This window comes from Rhodococcus kronopolitis (assembly GCF_042654025.1).
In the GTDB taxonomy this organism is placed as follows: Bacteria; Actinomycetota; Actinomycetes; order Mycobacteriales; family Mycobacteriaceae; genus Rhodococcus_G; species Rhodococcus_G kronopolitis.
The window spans coordinates 332,262-351,067 of the sequence record NZ_JBHSFO010000004.1 but is presented as its reverse complement, the minus strand read 5'-3'; the positions used below and the strand labels follow the sequence as shown (position 1 = coordinate 351,067).

Sequence of the window (18,806 nt, the reverse complement as noted above, 5' to 3'; positions counted from 1 at the left end):
TACGGCCTTCGGGTGGTGACGACCGCGGCGCGGCCGTTGATCACTTTATCCGCTGCGGGCCGTGCGAGGGGCCGCTCCGGCGGACTGCGCGAGGAGGCCGCTCGGCGGACCGGGCACCGGCGACCGCGGCGCCGCGAACTAGGGTGGCTCCCCGTGACCGCACTCCCCGTGACCCGTGTCTTCGCCCGCCGGGCCACCCTCCGACGGTCGGTGCGCCTGCTGTCGGACTTCCGGTACGAGCAGACCGATCCGGACATCTTCTACGGCGCCCTCGCCCGCGACTCGCTGGAGTTGGTGGAGGACCTCTACGCCGGGGCGACCGGGGAGCCGCTGTCCGGGCGCATCGTGCTCGACGTCGGCGGCGGCCCCGGCTACTTCGCCGACGCCTTCCACGGCGCCGGCGCGCGGTACGTACCGGTCGAGCCCGACCCGACCGAGATGCACGCCGCCGGCATCACGGTCGGCGACGCGATCCGCGGGTCCGGGATGGCGCTGCCGGTCCGGTCGGACAGCGTCGACATCTGCTTCTCCTCCAACGTCGCCGAGCACGTCCCCGAGCCGTGGACGATGGCAGAGGAGATGCTGCGGGTCACCAAGCCCGGCGGGCTGATGATCCTGTCCTACACCCTGTGGTGGGGGCCGTTCGGCGGCCACGAGACCGGCCCGTGGCACTTCCTGGGCGGCGAGTACGCGGCCCGCCGGTACGCCCGCAAGCAGGGCCGCGAGCCGAAGAACCGGTTCGGGGTCTCCCTGTTCGACGTCGGCGCCGCGGACGGACTGCGCTGGGCGCGTTCGACATCGAGCGGCGAACTGCTCGCCGCCTTCCCCCGCTACCACCCGCGCTGGGCGTGGTGGATGGTGCGACTGCCGTGGTTGCGCGAGCTGCTGGTGAGCAACCTCGTCCTGGTGATGCGCAAGTAGGCGGCTCCGCCGCTCGTGCGTGGTCGACGGGTCCATGGACCCGTCAACCAGGCACGGGCGATAGCCTGCGCGCATGACCGCTCTCGCCCTGGACATCGGCGGCACCAAGCTCGCGGCGGGCCTGGTCGCGTCCGACGGCACCCTCCTCGACGAGCACCGCGTGCCGACGCCCGCGACCGGGGTGTGGGACGCCGCCGCCGGGCTGTTGCGGGCCGTGGCCGGCGGGCGGACGGTCACCGCGGTCGGCATTGCGTCGGCCGGCCCGGTCGACGTGGGCGCCGGCACCGTCGCCCCGCTGAACATCTCGGAGTGGCGTGGCGGCTTCCCGATCGTCGAGGGCACCCGGTCGCTGTTCACCCGCGCCACCGTCCGGCTGGCCATCGACGGCGCCTGCTGCACGCTGGCCGAGCACCGCCTCGGCGCCGGCCGCGGCACCGGTGACCTGCTGGGCATGATCGTCTCCACCGGGATCGGCGGCGGACTTGTCCTGGGCGGCGCCGTCGTCGCGGGGCGCACCGGCAACGCCGGGCACATCGGGCACGTGGTGGTGCCGGACGCCGAGGACACCCCGTGTGCCTGCGGCGGCGTCGGCTGCCTGGAGGCGGTCGCCAGCGGACCCTCGTCGGTGCGGTGGGCGAACTCCCGGGGCTGGCGGGGCGCGACGGGGGTGGAACTGGCCGCGTCGGCCCGGGCCGGTGACGCCGTCGCGCTGGCCGCGCTCGACCGGGCCGGGACGGCGCTCGGCGCGGCGATCGCGTCGACCGCGGCGCTGGCCGACCTGGACCTGGCTGTGGTCGGCGGCGGGTTCGCACTGGCCGGCCCGGCGCTGTGGGAGCCGATGCGGGCGGCCGCCCGGCGACGAGCGGGACTCTCCTTCACCCGCGGCTTGCGAATTGTCCCCGCCGAGCTCGGCGGCAGCGCGACGCTGGCCGGTGCGGCGGCACTGACCCTCGGGGAGTAGCCGCGTCGCGCCTGGTCGGGCGTCGAATTCGGGTTTCGTTCCGACCCGAACCGATATGGGGGCTGATTTGCCCGGCGGAGTTCTGTAACGTGTTCTAGTGTGCTCCTCACCACACTCGATTTTTTCACCGCCGGACCGCACCGCGGCCGCGGTGACGATGGAACGAGGACACCGTGAGCACAGCCGAGACCGCATCCAGCGAGGCGCCCGCGGGCGACGCCGACAACTTCGCCGAGGTGGCCCGCCCGAGCGGGTCCCAACGCGACACCGCCGAACTCGGCCGTGAGCTGCAGGCCTGGCTCGAGACCCGCCTGCACGAGGGCGCGAACCCTCAGGTCACCGACGTCCGACTGCCCGGCGCCAACGGCATGTCCAGCGAGACCATCCTGTTCGACGCGGTCTGGACCGAGTCGACCGAGGACGCGCTCTTCTCGGAGCCGGGCACCCGACGCACCCACGAACTGGTCGCCCGCGTCGAGCCCGGCGCCACCACCATGCCGATCTTCCCGAGCTACGACATGGGCACCCAGTTCGCCGTCATGAAGCGGGTCGGTGAGCTGTCCGACGTGCCGGTCCCGACCGCGTACTGGTCCGAGTCCGACCCCGCGGCCCTCGGCGCGCCGTTCTTCGTGATGGAGCGCATCGAGGGCGAGGTACCGCCGGACGTGATGCCCTACAACTTCGGGTCGTCGTGGCTGTTCGACGCCACCGACGCGCAGCGCCGGTCCCTGCAGGACGCGTCCGTCGAGGTGCTCGCGACGCTGCACCGCATCGAGAACCCGGTGCAGCACTTCGACTTTCTGCAACTGCCGGACGGCGGACCGACCGCCGAGCAGGCGTTCCGCGCGCATCTGGCACGCCAGCGCGGCTACTACAACTGGGCGGCCGCGGCGGGCCCGCGTTCGCCGTTGATCGAGCGCAGCCTGGACTGGCTCGAGGCCAACGTACCGGCCGACGACTCCCCCGCCGTGCTGTGCTGGGGCGACTCCCGAATCGGCAACATCATGTATCGCGACTTCGCCCCGGTCGCGGTGCTGGACTGGGAGATGGCCGCGCTGGGCCCGCGTGAGATGGACCTGGCCTGGATGATCTTCCTGCACAGGTTCTTCGAGGACCTCGCGGGACTGGCGAACCTAGACGGGATGCCGGACTTCCTGCGGCGCGCGGATGTCGAGGCGCGGTACCGGGACCTCACCGGGCACGAGTCGACCAACATCGAGTTCTACGCCCTCTACGCCGCGCTGCGGCACGCGACCATCATGTTCCGGATCCAGTGCCGCGCAATCGCCTTCGGCCAGGCCGAGCTGCCCGCCGACCCGGACGACATGATCCTGCACCGCCCGACCCTCGAGGCCATGCTCGACGGCACCTACTGGGCGGGGCTGTCGTGACACCCGCCCGGACCGAGCACCCGCCCCCGTAGCGCACACCGCCACGCGACCTTCACATCACGAGCCCGAATCCCACACCAGCAAGGAAGTTCTCAATGACTGACTACGACAAGCTCTACATCGGCGGCCAGTGGGTGGCGCCCGCCACCGACGAGCGCCTCGAGGTGTTCTCGCCCGCCACCGAGGAGCGCGTCGGCAGCGTTCCCGTCGCCGCGCCCGCGGACATCGACGCCGCGATCGCCGCCGCCCGCACGGCACTCGAGGGTCCCTGGTCGCAGACCACCCCCGCGCAGCGTGCCGAGATCCTCGTCAAGGCGGCGAAGCTGATCGAGGAGCGTACCGACGAGCTGTGCACGCTGATCTCGGCCGAGATGGGCGCGCCGCGCGCGGGCGTCGAACTGATGCAGAAGACCCCGGCACTGGCCGTGCTGAACAGCTACGCGGAGCTGGCCGGGTCGTTCCCCTGGGAGGAGGAGCGCACCGGACCGTTCGGTACCGCCAAGGTGCTGCGGGAGCCGGTCGGTGTCGTCGCGGCCGTCATCGCCTGGAACGTGCCACTGTTCCTGCTCGCAAACAAGCTCGGGCCCGCCATCATCTCCGGCTGCGCCATCGTGATCAAGCCCGCGCCGGAAACCCCGCTGAACGCCAACGTGGTCGCGGAGATCTTCGCCGAAGCCGGGCTGCCGGAGGGCGTGCTGTCCATCGTCCCCGGTGGTGCCCCCACCGGCGAGTACCTGGTCTCGCACCCCGGCGTCGACAAGATCACCTTCACCGGCAGCAGCGCGGTGGGCCGCAAGATCGGCGCCACCGCCGCGCAGAACCTCAAGCGTTGTTCCCTCGAGCTCGGCGGCAAGTCCGCCGCGATCCTGCTCGAGGACATGGACGTCCCGGCGACCATGCCGATGCTGGTGCTCTCGGGCCTGATGAACTCCGGCCAGGCGTGCGTCGGCCAGACCCGCATCCTGGCGCCGCGCTCGCGCTACGACGAGATCGTCGAGGCCATGGCCAACTTCGTCGGCTTCATGCCGATGGGCATGCCGGACGACCCGGCCGCGCAGCTCGGCCCGATCATCACCGCCGCGCAGCGTGACAAGGTCCTCGCCTACATCGAGAAGGGCAAGGAGGAGGGCGCGCGCGTCGTCGTCGGCGGCGGTGTGCCTGCCGGCCTGGAGACGGGCTACTTCGTCGAGCCGACCATCTTCGCGGACGTCGACAACTCGATGACGATCGCGCGCGAGGAGATCTTCGGACCCGTCCTGTCGGTGATCGCCTACGACACCGTCGAGGAGGCCATCGCGATCGCCAACGACTCCGACTACGGTCTGGCCGGCTCGGTGTACACCACGGACATCGAGAAGGGTCTCGAGGTCGCCAAGCAGGTCCGCACCGGTACCTACGGAATCAACTGGTACGCCTTCGATCCGGGCTCGCCGTTCGGCGGTTACAAGAACTCCGGCATCGGCCGCGAGAACGGCCCCGAGGGCCTGGACGAGTACTGCGAGCTCAAGTCCATCCTGATGCCGCCCGGCTACGGCATGTGATCCGATCCTGACGCGAACGCGCGCCGCACCCGAGGGTGCGGCGCGCGTTCGTCGTTTTCGGCAGAATCGGCCCCGGTCTCCGGGGCCGATCCTGCCGAAAGCAAGTCAGCCGAGCGGTCTCAGCTGATGCCGGCGAGGGTGAGGAACAGCGGGATGGACTCCGGGTTCTCGAGCACGGTGCTGCCGAAGTCGAGCACGCTGGAGGCACTGCCGATCCCGGACGGCATGATCACCGGCGAGATGGCCGTCATGGTTTCCTTGCCCACGCCTGCGCAGGCGCCGACGACCGCATACACGCCGTTGGGCACGTCAAGGACCGTCTGCGTCACCGAGCGCTTCAGGGCGGTGGTGATCCCCGGCGTCCCCTTGATCACGCCGGAGTTCAGGACCGTCAGCAGGTTCGCCGGATCCGTGATGTTCCCGAGCAGGCCGCTGATCTCGACCGCCGCCGACGCGTCGACCAGTGCGGCGGCGCATCCGTCGAGCACGCCGGTGTTGTTGTCCTTGAGCGTGAACGTGACGTCGCCCCCCGAGACGGTCGAGGTGATCACGGGTGCGGTCGTCGGCGCGGCCGAGGCCGTCGCGGGCATCGCAAGGCCCAGCGCGGCGGTGGTGGCGGCGGTGACCGCGGCGGCGCCGGCGATCCGCTTGAGGGTGGAGCTCGACATGGTTGCCCTTCTTCGTACTGTCGGGTGTTGGGTTGTGCGCTCATCATCGCTCCGAATGCCGCGCACCCGTGGGAGGTCGGCCTTTCGGAACGCACACAGGCTAGGCGCGCAACCCCGGCAATCTGCCGAACTCGGTGAATCCGTAAGCAATTCCACAAAGTGCGGCGCCGCGGTGTCGGTCCAACGACGGGCACCCGTCGCGTCGTATCGTTCGCGCCATGACCGAACCCGACCCCACGCCGGACGGCGACCGCGAGAGCGCCGTGACGGTGCTGCTCGCCTTCGGCGCGAATCTCGCGATCGCCGTGGCCAAGTCGGCGGCGGCCGTGGTGACCGGGTCCGCGTCGATGGTCGCCGAGGCCACCCATTCGTGGGCGGACGCCGGCAACGAGGTGCTGCTGCTGATCGCGGGCCGGCGGTCCCGGCACCGGGCGGACTCGGCGCACCCCCTCGGATACGGCCGCGAGGCCTACGTCTGGTCGATGTTCGCCGCGCTCGGCCTGTTCGCGCTCGGCGCGGGGGTGTCGATCACGCACGGCATCCAGGAGCTCTTCCACCCGGAACCGGCGACCGACTTCGGAGTGGCGTACGTGGTGCTCGCCATCGCCTTTGTGCTGGAGGCGATCTCGTTCCGGCAGGCCTACCGGCAGGTGCGCAGCGAGGCGGCGTCCGCGGATCGCGACCTGCTCGAGCACGCCCTCAAGACCTCAGATCCGACGGTACGCGCGGTCTTCGCCGAGGACGCCGCGGCACTGATCGGTCTGGTGATCGCGTTCGCGGGCGTGCTGCTGCACCAGGTGACCGGCTCGCCGGTCCCCGACGCGATCGGATCGATCCTCGTGGGCGTCCTGCTCGGGGTGGTCGCGGTGATCCTCATCGACAGGAACCGACGGTTCCTCGTCGGCGAGGAGGCGTCGCCGCAGTTGCGCGAGGCCGGCCTGCGGGCGCTGCTGGACCTGCCGGAGGTCGAGCGGGTGACGATGCTGCGGATGGAGTACCTCGGCCCGCGCCAGGTGTTCCTGGTCGGCGCCGTCGACCTGGTCGGTGACGCTCCCGAGCACACCATCGCGGACCGCCTCGACCGCTGCGAGCGAGCCCTCGAACGGCATCCGCACATCCGCGCGGCGGTGCTGTCGCTGTCCACCCCGGGGGACCCGGACCTCACCCACCCCCACGGGTGAGACCGGACCCCGAGGTCAGATGTACATCGCCGGGTCGATGTAGCTGGTCGGGTCCACCAGCTGCTCGTGCTGGCGGCCACCGCGGCGGCGCACCACCGCGGGGATACCGGTCGCGATCGAGTCGGCAGGCACGTCCCGGGTGACGACGGCGTTCGCGCCGACCGCGCTGTCGTCACCGACCAGCACCGGACCCAGCACCTTCGCGCCCGCCCCGATGGTGACGCGGTTGCCGATCGTCGGGTGCCGCTTGGTCCTGGCCAGCGACTTCCCGCCCAGGGTGACCCCGTGATAGAGCATCACGTCGTCACCGATCTCCGTGGTCTCCCCGATCACCACTCCCATGCCGTGGTCGATGAAGAACCGTCGGCCGATCGTCGCGCCGGGGTGAATCTCGACGCCGGTGGCGAACCGGGTGAGCTGGGCCAGCACCCGCGCCGGACCGCGCAGCGCAGGCACCGCCCACATCCGGTGCGCCACCCGGTGCGACCAGATCGCGTGCAGTCCCGAGTAGACCAGCGCGTTCTCGATGTTGCTGCGCGCGGCCGGGTCCTGGCCGCGGGCGGCCTGCAGATCCTCCCGGACCGTGCGCAGCACTCCCATGAGTCTCAGCCCCGGATGTGCTCGAACAGTGGCGTGGAGATGTAGCGCTCGCCGAAGTCGGGCACCACCACCACGATCACCTTGCCTGCGTTCTCCGGGCGGCGGGCCAGCTCGAGCGCCCCCCACACGTTGGCGCCTGCGGAGATCCCGCCGAGAATGCCCTCGTCGGTGCCGAGCGCGCGGGCGACCCGCACGGCGTCGTCGAACTCGACGTCGATGATCTCGTTGTACAGCTCCCGGTCGAGCACCTCCGGCACGAAGTTCGCGCCGATGCCCTGGATCTTGTGCGGGCCGGGCTGGCCGCCGTTGAGGATCGGCGAGTCGGCCGGCTCGACGCCGACGATCTGCACGTCCGGGTTGTGCTTGCGCAGCGCGCGGCCGGCCCCGGTGAGGGTGCCGCCGGTGCCGATGCCTGCGACGAAGATGTCGACCGCGCCCGCGGTGTCGGCCCAGATCTCCTCGCCGGTGGTCCGCTCGTGGATCTCCGGGTTGGCCGCGTTGGCGAACTGGCGGGCCAGCACCGCGTTGGGGGTGCTGGCGACGAGCTCCTCGGCCTTGGCGACGGCGCCGGCCATGCCCTCGGCGCCGGGGGTGAGGACGATCTCCGCGCCGTAGGCACGCAGCATGACGCGGCGCTCCATCGACATGGTCTCCGGCATCGTCAGGATGACCTTGTAGCCGCGCGCGGCGCCGACCATGGCGAGGGCGATACCGGTGTTGCCGGAGGTGCCCTCGACGATGGTGCCACCTGCCGTCAGCTCGCCCGAGGCCTCGGCGGCGTCGACGATGGCGACCCCGATCCGGTCCTTGACGCTGTTGGCCGGGTTGTAGAACTCCAACTTCGCGATCACCTGGGCGCCGAGGCCCTCGGTCAGGCGGTTGAGCCGCACCAGCGGGGTCCGCCCGACCAACTCGGTGACGTTGTCGTAGACCTTGCTCATGGGTGGATCCTCCTTCGGGTCCGGCGGGGCGGCCGGACCACTGTGTCGTCAACCTCTGTCTCGTCAACCTGTGACGGGCTACAGGTATTGCACCAATTCCAACAGGTGGACAGAACACCACCCCCGGAAACACCGAATGCCACACCGTTTCCGGTGTGGCATTCGATGGGATGACGATCAGCCCAGACGGGTCTTGAGCGCCTCGAACTCGTCCTTGATGCCCGAGGGCACCTTCTCGCCGAGGAACTCGAACCACTCCTCGATCAGCGGCAGTTCCTTCTTCCACTCCTCGACGTCGACGGCCAGCGCCTCCTCGACGTCGGCGGCATCCACGTCGAGTCCGGTGAGCTCGAGGTCCGCCGCGGTCGGCACGAAGCCGATCGGCGTGGACTGCGCGCCGGCCTTGTGCTCGATGCGATCGATGATCCACTTGAGCACGCGGGAGTTCTCACCGAAACCGGGCCACAGGAACCGGCCGTCGGCGCCGCGACGGAACCAGTTCACGTAGAAGATCTTCGGCAGCTTGTCCGCGTCCGCGTTCTTGCCGAGGGTGATCCAGTGGTTGATGTAGTCACCGGCGTTGTAGCCGATGAACGGGATCATCGCCATCGGGTCGCGGCGGACGGTACCGACCGAGCCCTCGGCGGCGGCGGTCTGCTCGGAGGACAGCGTCGCGCCGAGGAAGGTGCCGTGCTGCCAGTCGAAGGACTCGCTGACCAGCGGAACGGTGGTCTTGCGGCGGCCGCCGAAGAGGATCGCCGAGATCGGCACACCCTGCGGGTCGTCCCACTCGGGGGCCAGGATCGGGCACTGCGACATCGGGGTGCAGTAGCGCGAGTTCGGGTGGGCCGCCTTCTCGCCGGACTCGGGGGTCCAGTCGTTGCCCTTCCAGTCGGTGAGGTGCTCGGGGGTGCCCTCGAGGCCCTCCCACCAGACGTCGCCGTCGTCGGTCAGGCCGACGTTGGTGTACAGCGTGTTGCCGGCCTCGATCGTCTTCATGGCGTTCGGGTTGGAGCCGTGGTTGGTGCCCGGCGCGACGCCGAAGAAACCGAACTCCGGGTTGACGGCGTAGAGACGGCCGTCCTCACCGAAACGCATCCACGCGATGTCGTCACCGAGGGTCTCGGCACGCCAGCCCGGGATCGTCGGCTGGATCATCGCGAGGTTGGTCTTGCCGCACGCGGACGGGAAGGCCGCCGCGACGTAGTACGCCTTGTCCTCGGGCGAGATCAGCTTGAGGATGAGCATGTGCTCGGCCAGCCAGCCCTCGTCGTGGGCCATCGCCGACGCGATGCGCAGCGAGTAGCACTTCTTGCCGAGAAGGGCGTTTCCGCCGTAGCCGGAACCGAAGCTCCAGATCTCGCGATCCTCGGGGAAGTGGGTGATGTACTTGGTGTCGCTGCACGGCCACGGCACGTCGGCCTGGCCCTCGGCGAGCGGCGCGCCCACGGAGTGCAGCGCCTTGACGAACGGCTTGTCGGTGCCGAGCTTCTCGAGCGCGGCGGAGCCCATGCGGGTCATGATGCGCATCGAGACGACGACGTACTCGGAGTCGGTGATCTCGACGCCCAGCTTGGGGTCCTCGGCGCCGAGCGGGCCCATGCAGAACGGCACCACGTACATCGTGCGGCCGCGCATGCAGCCGCGGTAGAGCTCGGTCATCAGCGACCGCATCTCCGCCGGGTCCATCCAGTTGTTGGTCGGACCGGCGTCGATCTCCTCGCGGGAGCAGATGTAGGTGCGCGACTCGACCCGAGCCACGTCCGACGGGTCGGAGTTGCCGACGAACGAGTTCGGCTTCTTCTCGTCGTTGAGCTTGGTGAACGTGCCGGCCTTCACCAGCACGTCGGTGAGACGGTCCCACTCCTCGTCCGAGCCGTCCGCGAAGACGACGCGGTCCGGCTGGGTGAGCTCGGCGACCTCTTGCACCCAGGCGAGCAGCTCGCCATGTGCGGTGGGCGTGCCGTCAGTTCCGTTCAGACCTGGAATGGTCGCTGAGGTCATCAAACTCTCCCTGGGGTGTGCCGGAATCGGATCGTCCGCACCCGCCGCCTGACGGCTGCGCGCGGTCGTACCGATTGCCCCCTCTCGGCGGGGTGCTTCCCGCTGCCCCGTCGGCGCGTAGCGCAAACGGAAGACACGGGCGCCGGGTGTCCTATCTAAGAGATTAACTCTGTCTGACGCCGGGTAGAGAATCGGGTCAGGTCCGATCCGTCACAGGACCGATTCAGTGACGCCCACCGGCGGCGACCACGCCCCCGTCGAAACAGAAAACACCTCCGCCCCGCGGTCCGTGCCGAGCGCTCGCAGGCGCTCGACACGGCCGGGGACGGAGGTGTCTGTTCTAGCCGATCAGCCGGTCGGCTGGATCAGCTGGCGTAGTTCTGGATGACGTTGATGATGGTGTCACCGAGCACGTCGCTGACCGAGCCGGTGGAGCTCAGCTGGCCCTCGGCGGAGCCCAGGCCGGCCATGTCCATGCTGCCCAGGGCCGCCTCGCCCGGGTTCGGCAGGCGCAGGTTGAAGCACGCGGTCAGCTGCGGCATCTCGTTGGCGATGCCGACGGTGCCGGCAACGCCGGTGCCACGGCTGGTCACGGTGCCGGCCGGGAACGAGGTGGGCACCTTGTAGGTGGTCTTCAGCGTGACCGGGTTGCCGGAGTTGACGAACCAGCCGGTGCTGGTGAACTTGTAGCCCTCACCGTTCGGCGTCGGGGTGACCTCGTTCTCCTGCTGCCCGAGCGGGGTGTACGCGGTGACGGTCGCCTTGACCGGGGCGGCGAAGCCGACCGGCGGGATGTCGTTGATGGTGTTGACGTAGGGGTTGCCGATGCCCGTGGTGCCGACGACCGTGGTGTAGGTGACCTCGGTGCCGGGGCTGGCCGTGGCCTTGTCGACGGTCTTGTCGTAGTTGTGCGTGACGCCCCAGGTGCTGGCGTCCTTCTTGCTGACGTGGCTCGTCTGCGAGCAGGTCTCGGCGGCGGTGGCCGCACCTGCGCCGAGGCCGACGGTCATACCGGTGGCCACGAGTGCGACGGACGCTGCGGTGGCCGCGACGCGACGCATCGAAGTACGGGACATGTAGATCTCCATTTCGATCATGTGCATGGCGCCGGCCCCCGGGGCGCGGAACCACTTAGGGTTCGTAACGAATCGTGACACGAGTCACACCAGAACGTTTATACGGACGCCCGTCCAGTTATGCAAACGGTTTGACGAAACCGGTTCCGCAAATCGCCCGCTAACGGTCAAACCGACCACGACCTGGGCACTCGCTCCTGCATGGAGTCGCCTCGTAGCTCGCCGATCTCCGGTGCCGAACGCTACGCGATCCGTTATCTCCTCGTTACAGATTGCCGATTTCCGTCCGCTCCCATCGCAGTTCGCCGGTCTCAGACCGCTGCGCCTGCCAGGCCGCGTACCGACCGTCGCCGTCGACCGACGTCAGGTGGTCCGCGTAGCCGTTACCGTCCAGGTCCGACGCCACCAGCACGGTGTCGCCGTCCGCGTAGCCGCGGGTGTCGAGGACTCCGTCGCCGTCGAGGTCGACGGTCGGGTCGTGCAGCGCCCACTGCCCCGGATCGGCGTCGACCGCGCCCTCTTCCAACCCGTGCACGCACAGCTGCGTCTCGTCCAGCATCATCGGCGCGTCCCTTCGCCATCCGGCCCGGCCCCGTCGCGACCGGCTGCTACGGGCTTGGACGCGGCGACAGCGCCGACGGTTCCTCGCGGTCGGGCGCGCGGTCCTCGCCGAGCACCCGGTCGAGTACTGCCAGGTCCCGCTCGCACGCCGCTCGCCGCGCCCCGGACCGCTGCGCACTCTCCCGCAGCCGCCGGTCCAGCACCGCCAGGCGCTCGTCGGTCTCGAGCACCCGGTCCCGGTGTTCGACCGCCACCTGGGCCGCGATCCGCGCCTCGGCGTCCACCAGCCGTCCGAGGACCCGCTGTTCGAGCCCGGACCGGACCTGCGCCAGCGCGTCGACCGACCAGGACCGCAGGTGCGCGCGATCCGCCGCCTCGCCGCGCGCCCGCGTGAACCACCAGGCCGCCAGCCCGCCGACCAGCAGCATCACCGGAATGCCGACGAGCTCGAGGGCCGGCACCCTCGCCAGCGGCGCGGCCAGGAGCCGTCCGAGCCCGAGCCCCGCCGACGCCCCGACCACCACCATCAGCCGGTCCTCCACCCCGCGTCGGCGTGGTTCCGGCGACTCGACGGCAGGCACCCAGCCCGCGTCGGCGGACGACCTGCCTCCCGCCTCCCCCGACCCGGCCGCCGCCGGACCCAGGACCTCCACCGCCATTCGCCGTAGCCGGTCCGCGGTGACCGCATCGACGGCAGAGGTCAGCCTGGCAACCTCCGATCGCAGGTACTCGGAGTGCATCGTCGCCTGGACGCGGCCGCCGCGGTCCAGCGCGGAGCACGACGCCGCCGACACCGCTCGTACCCGGCTGCCGACCTCGTGCACCAGGTCCACCCGGGCCAGCGCGGTCAGCCGCCGCAGCGTCGCGGCGGCGTCCGCGCGGCGGCCGTCCCGGTCCGCGACGGCGACGGCCCGCTGCGCACGCAGTGCCGCGGTGTCCTCGTCCCGGTCCAGTACCGACACCGCGTCCCGCACCCATTCCCGGGCCTGCTCGACGCCGGCTCGGACACGGGCCGCCTCTCCCGTCGCCGGGTCGGCGGCGTCGAGCGCCGCACGCAGGGCCGACCGCAGTTCGGGGATTCCGGAGCCGGGCCCGATCCGCGTCGCCGACACCGGATGGATCGGTGCGGCCGCGAACCGGGGCGCGTGCGCGGCGAGCAGGGCGGCGTCGCGACGCAGGACCGACGCCCAGCCGTCGTGCGCATCGGTCCTGGCCAGTGCGAACACCACGCGACCCGCGGCCAGCCCGGAGGCACGCTCGAGCAGTGCCAACTCCTCGCGCCCCAACGGCCCGGCGGAGTCGAGGACCATCAGCATCGCGTCCGCCGACCGGGACGCGTCTTCGGTGAAGTAGGGCGCCGACTCACCCCTGCCGAGCAGCGCCGCCAGGGTGCCACGCCCGCTCCCCCGCGGACCGAGCACCAGCACGGTGGGCCGTTCCGTCTCGGACGGGAGCGGACGGCCTCCGGACAGCACGGACGGGTTCCAGCGGCGCAGGACGTCGGCGGCCGCCGGATCCAGCGCGTCCGTCGCGTCCGGAGACCGGTCAGGCATGGCCGACTCGCCGCTCCCCGGCCCGCACCCGGTTGCGTCTGCGGGCGAGGTCTGCCCGCTCGAGATCGGGTGCGCGGCCCTCCGCCGAGGACCGGTGGGAGTCGGCCGCGAGGCGCACACCCGCATCGCCGGCCAGGTAGGCCTCCACGTCGTCGCGGGCCGTCGCCATCCCGGTCAGTCCCCGCAGCACCGAGAGCACGGCGGCCGCGCGGTCCGCGCGCACCGCGTCCACCAACCCCCGCACCGCGGCCCGCGCCACGTCGACGCCGTCGCCGTCGCCGTCCGGCCCGGCGCAGGCACTGACCGGCAGGCACACCAGTCCCAGCTCCGACCCGGCCGCCGCCGCGAGCGCGGCCGGGTCGTCGAGGGCATCCGACTTGTTCAGCACCGCCAGCGAGCGCGGCGGGGCCGCGCGGGCCGCCCGCAGATCCGCGGGGCGCGGCGGACCGGCCAGCACCAGCACCACCACCTCCCCGGTCAGTTCCGGGTCGGACGTGCCCGGCACGTCCCAGGCCTCCGACTCGACGAGCTCCACCGTGGCGCCCACGCCGGCCAGGGCCGCGAGTACCGCGGACCGCCCGACCCCGGCCCGGCCGGTGACCTGAGCGGAGATCCCCCGTCGGTAGCGGTGGACCGCGGCGTCGAGCCGTTCCGCGGCGCCGCCGTCGTACCCGTGGATCGCCGCACGCAGTGCCTCGAATCCGCCGTCGGCCGCGCCTGCCGGGCCCAGCGGCGACCCGTCCGCCCGGCATTCCTCCCCTGTCGACGCCATCGCGCCACCCCCCGGTGTCATGTGAACCGACCCCGCCCGCGCCGCCCGCCCCTGGACCGTCGCAGTTGTGAAGCCGAACCCCTCGTTCAGGCACAGATGATCGCAGTTCTCGTCGTCGTGCGCGGCGACTCCCGACCAAGTTCCCCCGGATCCGACGCGCCGAAAGTGTGAGGTACGCCGAGTCCTGCATTTCACCCCAAGCGCAAACACCCAGCTCGGGGCGCTGCGCGGCGCGGATTCCGGCACGCGGGAGCCGAAAAGTCTCGACTCTTAGGTCAGACCCCGCTGCCAGAAACCGCGGTCATGCGTGACAATGGTGCGGTGAATGACGCCGAACCCAGGGTGAGCGGCCCCGAAGAACAGGGCTCCCGCCTGCATCCCCGGGTGACAAGTTTCCGCTCGCGCCGTGGCGCCCTGACCGATTCCCAGCAGTTGACCTGGGACCGCCTGTGGCCGGTGATCGGCGCCGACGTCTCGGACGAGCCGCTGGACACCGCGGCCTGGTTCGGTCGTGAGGCGCCGACCATCGTCGAGATCGGCTGTGGCACCGGCACCGCGACCACCGCGATGGCCAAGGCAGAGCCGCACGCAAACCTGCTGGCCGTCGAGGTGTACCGCCCCGGCCTCGCCCAGCTGCTGCAGGCCATCGAGCGCGAGTCGATCCAGAACATCCGGGTGCTGCGCGGCGACGCGATGGACGTGCTGGAGAACATGCTGGCCGACGGGTCACTGACCGGGGCCCGGGTCTTCTTTCCCGACCCGTGGCCCAAGGCGCGTCACCACAAGCGGCGGCTGCTGCAGGCGCCGACGTTCAAGCTGATCGCCGAGAAGTTGATGCCCGGCGGCGTGCTGCACGTGGCCACCGATCACGCCGAGTACGCCGAGTGGATCGCGGAGACCGGCGACGCCGAACCCCTCCTGACCAGGCTGAGCTGGGACGAACTGGCGCAGGGCGCGGCGGAGTCGCCGATGACCCACGAGCGACCGGTCACCAAGTTCGAGGACAAGGCGCACCGCGTCGGCCGTCCGATCACCGAACTGATCTGGGGAAAGGTCCAAGGATGAGCGTGAGCGAACGGTTGCCCGACACCGAGCCGGGGGCCGTCGCGCCCATCGGAGAGGTCCGCCAGCCGAAGCGCGTGCTGCTGGTCTGGGACGCCCCGAACCTGGACATGGGCCTCGGCGCGATTCTCGGTGGCCGGCCCACCGCCGCCTACCGACCCCGATTCGACGCTCTGGGCCGGTGGCTGCTGACCCGCACCGCCGAGCTGTCCGGCACCAGCGGCGTGCGGCTCGAACCCGAGGCGACGGTGTTCACCAACATCGCGCAGGGCAGCGCCGACGTCGTCCGACCCTGGGTCGAGGCGCTGCGCAACGTCGGTTTCGCGGTGTTCGCCAAGCCGAAGGTCGACGAGGACAGCGACGTCGACGACGACATGCTGGCCCACATCGCGCTGCGCGCCCGCGAGGGCGGCCTGGCCGGGATCATGGTCGCCTCCGCCGACGGCCAGGCCTTCCGCCAGCCGCTGGAGGACATCGCCGCGACCGGCGTCCCGGTGCAGGTACTCGGCTTCCGTGAACACGCGAGCTGGGCGGTCGCGTCCGAGATCCTCGAGTTCATCGACCTCGAGGACATCGTCGGGGTCTTCCGCGAGCCGTTGCCGCGGGTCAGCCTCGACTCCCTGCCCGACGAGGGCGCATGGCTCCAGCCGTTCCGACCACTGTCCGCTCTGCTGCTCGGGCGTCAAGGAGTCCAATAGTGTTCGACAGCTGGGGTCGCCTGGTCTACCGCCTCCGATACACGGTCATCGGCGCGATGGTTGCGCTGCTGCTCGGACTCGGGGCATACGGTCTGGGGCTGGAAAACAACCTCAGCCAGAGCGGCTGGGACGACCCCGGCTCGGAATCGGTGGCGGCCGCGAAGCTCGCGGACGGCACCTTCGGACGCGACACCAAGGCCGACGTGGTCGCGCTGTACACCGCGCCCGAGGGCAAGACGGTCGACGACCCCGCCTTCGGGGCGAAGATCACCCAGAACCTGGACCAGTTGGTTCAGAACAATCCGGACAAGATCCTCGCCGTCAACGGCAGCTACTGGCAGACCAAGATCGCCGCGCTGGCCGACCCCAGCAAGACCCACGCCATCGCCAGCGTCGGCATCGCCGGCGCCAACGACACCGAGGTCGCGGCCAACTTCAAGGCGGTTCGCGACCAGTTCTACATAGACGGCGTCGACGTGCAGCTGGCCGGCCTGCAGCCGGTCACCAGCACGCTCAACGACACCATGGCCAACGACGTGCACCGGATGGAGATCCTGGCCATCCCCGCGGTCGGGATCCTGCTGTTCTTCATCTTCGGCGGCATCGTCGCGGCCGCGTTGCCGCTGATCGTCGGCGGCCTCACCGTCATCGCCGCCAACGGCGTGGTGAAGCTGATCACCGGATTCACCGAGGTCAACGGGTTCGTCGTGCCGGTGGTCTCGCTGATCGGGTTGGGCCTGGCCATCGACTACGGGCTGTTCATGGTCAGCCGGTTCCGCGAGGAGATCGCCGAGGGCTACAGCACCGCCGACGCGGTGCGCCGGACCGTGATGACCGCCGGCCGGACCGTCATCTTCTCCGCCACCATGATCGTCGCCAGCCTCGGCGGCCTGCTGATCTTCCCGCAGGGCTTCCTCAAGTCGGTGGCGTACGGCGCGATCGCCGCGGTCATCCTGGCCGCCGTCATCTCGGTCACCGTGCTGCCCGCCATCCTCGGCATCCTCGGCCGCCGGGTCGACGCGCTCGGCCTCAAGTGGATGCGCAAGACCAAGACCACCGACGAGATCGAGAACAGCTTCTGGGGCAGGCTGACGCAGTGGGTGATGAAGAACCCGCTCAAGGTCGCGATCCCGATCGTCATCGGCCTGCTGCTGCTGACCATCCCGATCTCCGGCATCAAGTTCGGCGGCATCAACGAGACCTACCTGCCGCCGGACAACGTGACGCGCGTCGCCCAGGAGCAGTTCGACGAGCTGTTCCCCAACCAGCGGACCGAGCCGATCAAGCTGGTGGTCTCCGGCGCCGAGAGCAAGGACCTCGGACAGATCGTCAAGACCGCGAGCGCGGCGCCCGGGCTGGTCGAGAAGTTCTCCGTGAACAACCCGACCAAGAACGGCGTGACCGTCCTCAAGGCCGGCCTGGTGGACCGCAACGACTCGGCGGCGACCATCGACTACCTGCGCTCGATGAGCGTGCCCGACGGGGTGCAGATGCTGGTCGGCGGCACGCCCGCGATCGAACAGGACTCGATCGGGGCGCTGCTGGACAGCCTGCCGTTGATGGTGACGATGGTGGTGCTGCTGACGACCCTGCTGATGTTCCTGGCGTTCGGGTCGCTGGTGCTGCCGATCAAGGCGGTGCTGATGACCGCACTCGGCCTCGGCGCCACCCTCGGCATCCTCACCTGGATATTCATCGACGGCAACGGCGCCACGTGGATGAACTTCACTCCCGGGCCGATCATGTCGCCGGTGCTGGTGCTGATCATGGCGATCATCTACGGCCTGTCCACCGACTACGAGGTGTTCCTGCTGTCCCGGATGGTGGAGGCGCGCGCACAGGGCGCGAGCACCACCGAGGCGGTCCGGGTCGGCACCGCGCACACCGGCCGGATCATCAGCGCGGCCGCGCTGATCCTGATCGTGGTCACCGGCGCGTTCGCGTTCTCCGAGTTGGTGATGATGAAGTACATCGCCTACGGCATGATCGCGGCGCTGGTCATCGATGCCACCCTGATCCGGATGTTCCTGGTCCCGGCGACGATGAAGATGCTCGGTGACGACTGCTGGTGGGCGCCGGCGTGGATGAAGCGCTTCCAGGAGAAGCTGGGCCTGGGTGAGCCGATCCTGGATGACGAGCGGATACCGGCAGACGTCCCGGAGATCGAGGCGGTCGGCGTACCACTGCCGATGGCGGACACCGCCAGCATGCGATCGCGCCCGTTGACCCGGGACGCCGTCGAACGGGTACTGCCGGGACGCACCGCCGCCGCGCGCCGGATCGCCGAGGAGGCGACGCCGCTGCTGGGTGAGCCGTTGACCGAGCCGATCCCCCTGATGACGCCCTCGGCACCGATCCCGGTCCCACCGGCGTCCGGTGGGCGTCGGGCGCTGCGCCCGACGCCGGCCCCGACGGAAGCGCAGCCCGTCGCCAAGCCCGCGCCGTCGTCGGCTGACCGGCCCATCGAGAGCTGGTTGTCGGAACTGCGAGTACCCAGCCAGGCCAAGGCGCAGGGTGGGGCATCGAATGCGCCGCATCAGCGGGGCGGCTCCGCGGCCGCGCCGACGCCGCCGGTGTACCCGCAGTCCGCACCCATGCCGGCCGCCCAGCCCGGGGCCCAGCACCGGATCGCGACGCCGACGTACCAGCCGACACCGGCACCTGCACCTGCACCTGCACCTGCGTACCAGCCGCCCCCGCGAATCGCCGAGACCGAGGCCATGCCCGCGGCCGATCTGCCCCGCGCGGCGCAGGCCGACGAGGACGAGGCCGCCGCAACGGATCGGTCGAACGCGGGTCGGCATCGGCACGCCGAGGGCACGCCGACCGTCAGCGTCAGCGAGCTGCTGGCCCGCCAGCGTCGGCACGACTGACCC

16 protein-coding genes are annotated in these 18,806 nt (G+C 70.6%); 8 read left to right on the top strand and 8 right to left on the bottom strand.

Features of this window, described 5'->3' with window-relative positions:
- Positions 1-168: 168 nt before the first annotated feature.
- The 4 genes from ACFO6S_RS10545 to ACFO6S_RS10530 all read left to right on the top strand — a co-directional run bounded on the left by ACFO6S_RS10545 (position 169) and on the right by ACFO6S_RS10530 (position 4,814).
- A complete protein-coding gene (locus ACFO6S_RS10545; protein ID WP_378416937.1) occupies positions 169-921 on the top strand; it encodes a class I SAM-dependent methyltransferase in 753 nt (250 codons plus the stop codon).
- A 73-nt stretch (positions 922-994) separates the two neighbouring features.
- A complete protein-coding gene (locus tag ACFO6S_RS10540) occupies positions 995-1,882 on the top strand; it encodes an ROK family protein (RefSeq protein WP_378416670.1) in 888 nt (295 codons plus the stop codon).
- 173 nt (positions 1,883-2,055) lie between these two features.
- Positions 2,056-3,273 (top strand): phosphotransferase family protein, encoded by a 1,218-nt coding sequence (locus tag ACFO6S_RS10535; protein WP_378416668.1) that lies wholly within the window; start codon positions 2,056-2,058, stop codon positions 3,271-3,273.
- A 95-nt stretch (positions 3,274-3,368) separates the two neighbouring features.
- Complete coding sequence (locus ACFO6S_RS10530; protein WP_378416666.1) at positions 3,369-4,814, top strand: aldehyde dehydrogenase; 1,446 nt, start codon at positions 3,369-3,371, stop codon at positions 4,812-4,814.
- A 119-nt stretch (positions 4,815-4,933) separates the two neighbouring features.
- Here the strand turns inward: ACFO6S_RS10530 and ACFO6S_RS10525 are convergent, their stop codons facing one another.
- Positions 4,934-5,482 carry a hypothetical protein gene (locus tag ACFO6S_RS10525; protein WP_378416665.1) on the bottom strand — a complete coding sequence of 183 codons (549 nt, stop codon included), beginning with the start codon at positions 5,480-5,482 and terminating at the stop codon, positions 4,934-4,936.
- 218 nt (positions 5,483-5,700) lie between these two features.
- Here ACFO6S_RS10525 and ACFO6S_RS10520 point away from each other — a divergent pair, with 218 nt between their 5' ends.
- Complete coding sequence (locus tag ACFO6S_RS10520) at positions 5,701-6,663, top strand: cation diffusion facilitator family transporter (protein WP_378416664.1); 963 nt, start codon at positions 5,701-5,703, stop codon at positions 6,661-6,663.
- A 15-nt stretch (positions 6,664-6,678) separates the two neighbouring features.
- On the opposite strand, the gene epsC is transcribed toward ACFO6S_RS10520, so the two are convergent.
- The 7 genes from epsC to ACFO6S_RS10485 form a co-directional block, all read right to left on the bottom strand.
- Positions 6,679-7,263, bottom strand: coding sequence for a serine O-acetyltransferase EpsC (epsC, locus tag ACFO6S_RS10515; RefSeq protein WP_378416662.1), 585 nt, complete (start codon positions 7,261-7,263; stop codon positions 6,679-6,681).
- A 5-nt stretch (positions 7,264-7,268) separates the two neighbouring features.
- The gene (gene cysK, locus ACFO6S_RS10510) at positions 7,269-8,204 is read right to left on the bottom strand and encodes a cysteine synthase A (RefSeq protein ID WP_378416661.1); all 936 of its coding nucleotides are present in this window, start codon (positions 8,202-8,204) and stop codon (positions 7,269-7,271) included.
- Between the two features lie 177 nt (positions 8,205-8,381).
- Positions 8,382-10,208: a phosphoenolpyruvate carboxykinase (GTP) gene (locus tag ACFO6S_RS10505; protein WP_378416660.1), complete on the bottom strand. Its 1,827-nt coding sequence runs from the start codon at positions 10,206-10,208 to the stop codon at positions 8,382-8,384.
- Positions 10,209-10,573: 365 nt separating this feature from the next.
- Positions 10,574-11,284, bottom strand: coding sequence for a hypothetical protein (locus ACFO6S_RS10500; protein WP_378416659.1), 711 nt, complete (start codon positions 11,282-11,284; stop codon positions 10,574-10,576).
- A 265-nt stretch (positions 11,285-11,549) separates the two neighbouring features.
- Positions 11,550-11,846 (bottom strand): DUF6802 family protein, encoded by a 297-nt coding sequence (locus ACFO6S_RS10495; RefSeq protein WP_378416657.1) that lies wholly within the window; start codon positions 11,844-11,846, stop codon positions 11,550-11,552.
- A 46-nt stretch (positions 11,847-11,892) separates the two neighbouring features.
- Entirely contained in the window at positions 11,893-13,398 is a 1,506-nt protein-coding gene (locus ACFO6S_RS10490; RefSeq protein WP_378416655.1) for a hypothetical protein, read from the bottom strand.
- Complete coding sequence (locus ACFO6S_RS10485) at positions 13,391-14,170, bottom strand: hypothetical protein (protein ID WP_378416653.1); 780 nt, start codon at positions 14,168-14,170, stop codon at positions 13,391-13,393. The genes ACFO6S_RS10490 and ACFO6S_RS10485 overlap by 8 nt, the downstream gene beginning before the upstream one ends.
- 285 nt (positions 14,171-14,455) lie before the next feature.
- On the opposite strand from ACFO6S_RS10485, the gene trmB reads away from it, so the two are divergent.
- From trmB to ACFO6S_RS10470, 3 genes are read left to right on the top strand one after another with little or no spacing between them, the layout of a single operon-like run.
- Positions 14,456-15,235 (top strand): tRNA (guanosine(46)-N7)-methyltransferase TrmB, encoded by a 780-nt coding sequence (gene trmB, locus ACFO6S_RS10480; protein ID WP_378416935.1) that lies wholly within the window; start codon positions 14,456-14,458, stop codon positions 15,233-15,235.
- On the top strand, positions 15,232-15,930 hold the full coding sequence (locus ACFO6S_RS10475) for an NYN domain-containing protein (RefSeq protein ID WP_378416652.1): 699 nt from the start codon (positions 15,232-15,234) through the stop codon (positions 15,928-15,930). The genes trmB and ACFO6S_RS10475 overlap by 4 nt, the downstream gene beginning before the upstream one ends.
- Positions 15,930-18,803: an MMPL family transporter gene (locus tag ACFO6S_RS10470; protein WP_378416651.1), complete on the top strand. Its 2,874-nt coding sequence runs from the start codon at positions 15,930-15,932 to the stop codon at positions 18,801-18,803. The genes ACFO6S_RS10475 and ACFO6S_RS10470 overlap by 1 nt, the downstream gene beginning before the upstream one ends.
- The last annotated feature ends 3 nt before the right edge of the window (positions 18,804-18,806 follow it).

Bases quoted from the DNA above. Each gene is read 5' to 3' on its own strand.
- ACFO6S_RS10495 (WP_378416657.1), bottom strand. From the start codon at position 11,846: ATGATGCTGGACGAGACGCAGCTGTGCGTGCACGGGTTGGAAGAGGGC.
- ACFO6S_RS10500 (WP_378416659.1), bottom strand. From the start codon at position 11,284: ATGTCCCGTACTTCGATGCGTCGCGTCGCGGCCACCGCAGCGTCCGTC.
- ACFO6S_RS10520 (WP_378416664.1), top strand. From the start codon at position 5,701: ATGACCGAACCCGACCCCACGCCGGACGGCGACCGCGAGAGCGCCGTG.
- ACFO6S_RS10485 (WP_378416653.1), bottom strand. From the start codon at position 14,170: ATGGCGTCGACAGGGGAGGAATGCCGGGCGGACGGGTCGCCGCTGGGC.
- ACFO6S_RS10540 (WP_378416670.1), top strand. From the start codon at position 995: ATGACCGCTCTCGCCCTGGACATCGGCGGCACCAAGCTCGCGGCGGGC.
- ACFO6S_RS10525 (WP_378416665.1), bottom strand. From the start codon at position 5,482: ATGTCGAGCTCCACCCTCAAGCGGATCGCCGGCGCCGCCGCGGTCACC.
- ACFO6S_RS10490 (WP_378416655.1), bottom strand. From the start codon at position 13,398: ATGCCTGACCGGTCTCCGGACGCGACGGACGCGCTGGATCCGGCGGCC.
- ACFO6S_RS10505 (WP_378416660.1), bottom strand. From the start codon at position 10,208: ATGACCTCAGCGACCATTCCAGGTCTGAACGGAACTGACGGCACGCCC.
- epsC (WP_378416662.1), bottom strand. From the start codon at position 7,263: ATGGGAGTGCTGCGCACGGTCCGGGAGGATCTGCAGGCCGCCCGCGGC.
- ACFO6S_RS10475 (WP_378416652.1), top strand. From the start codon at position 15,232: ATGAGCGTGAGCGAACGGTTGCCCGACACCGAGCCGGGGGCCGTCGCG.
- cysK (WP_378416661.1), bottom strand. From the start codon at position 8,204: ATGAGCAAGGTCTACGACAACGTCACCGAGTTGGTCGGGCGGACCCCG.
- ACFO6S_RS10530 (WP_378416666.1), top strand. From the start codon at position 3,369: ATGACTGACTACGACAAGCTCTACATCGGCGGCCAGTGGGTGGCGCCC.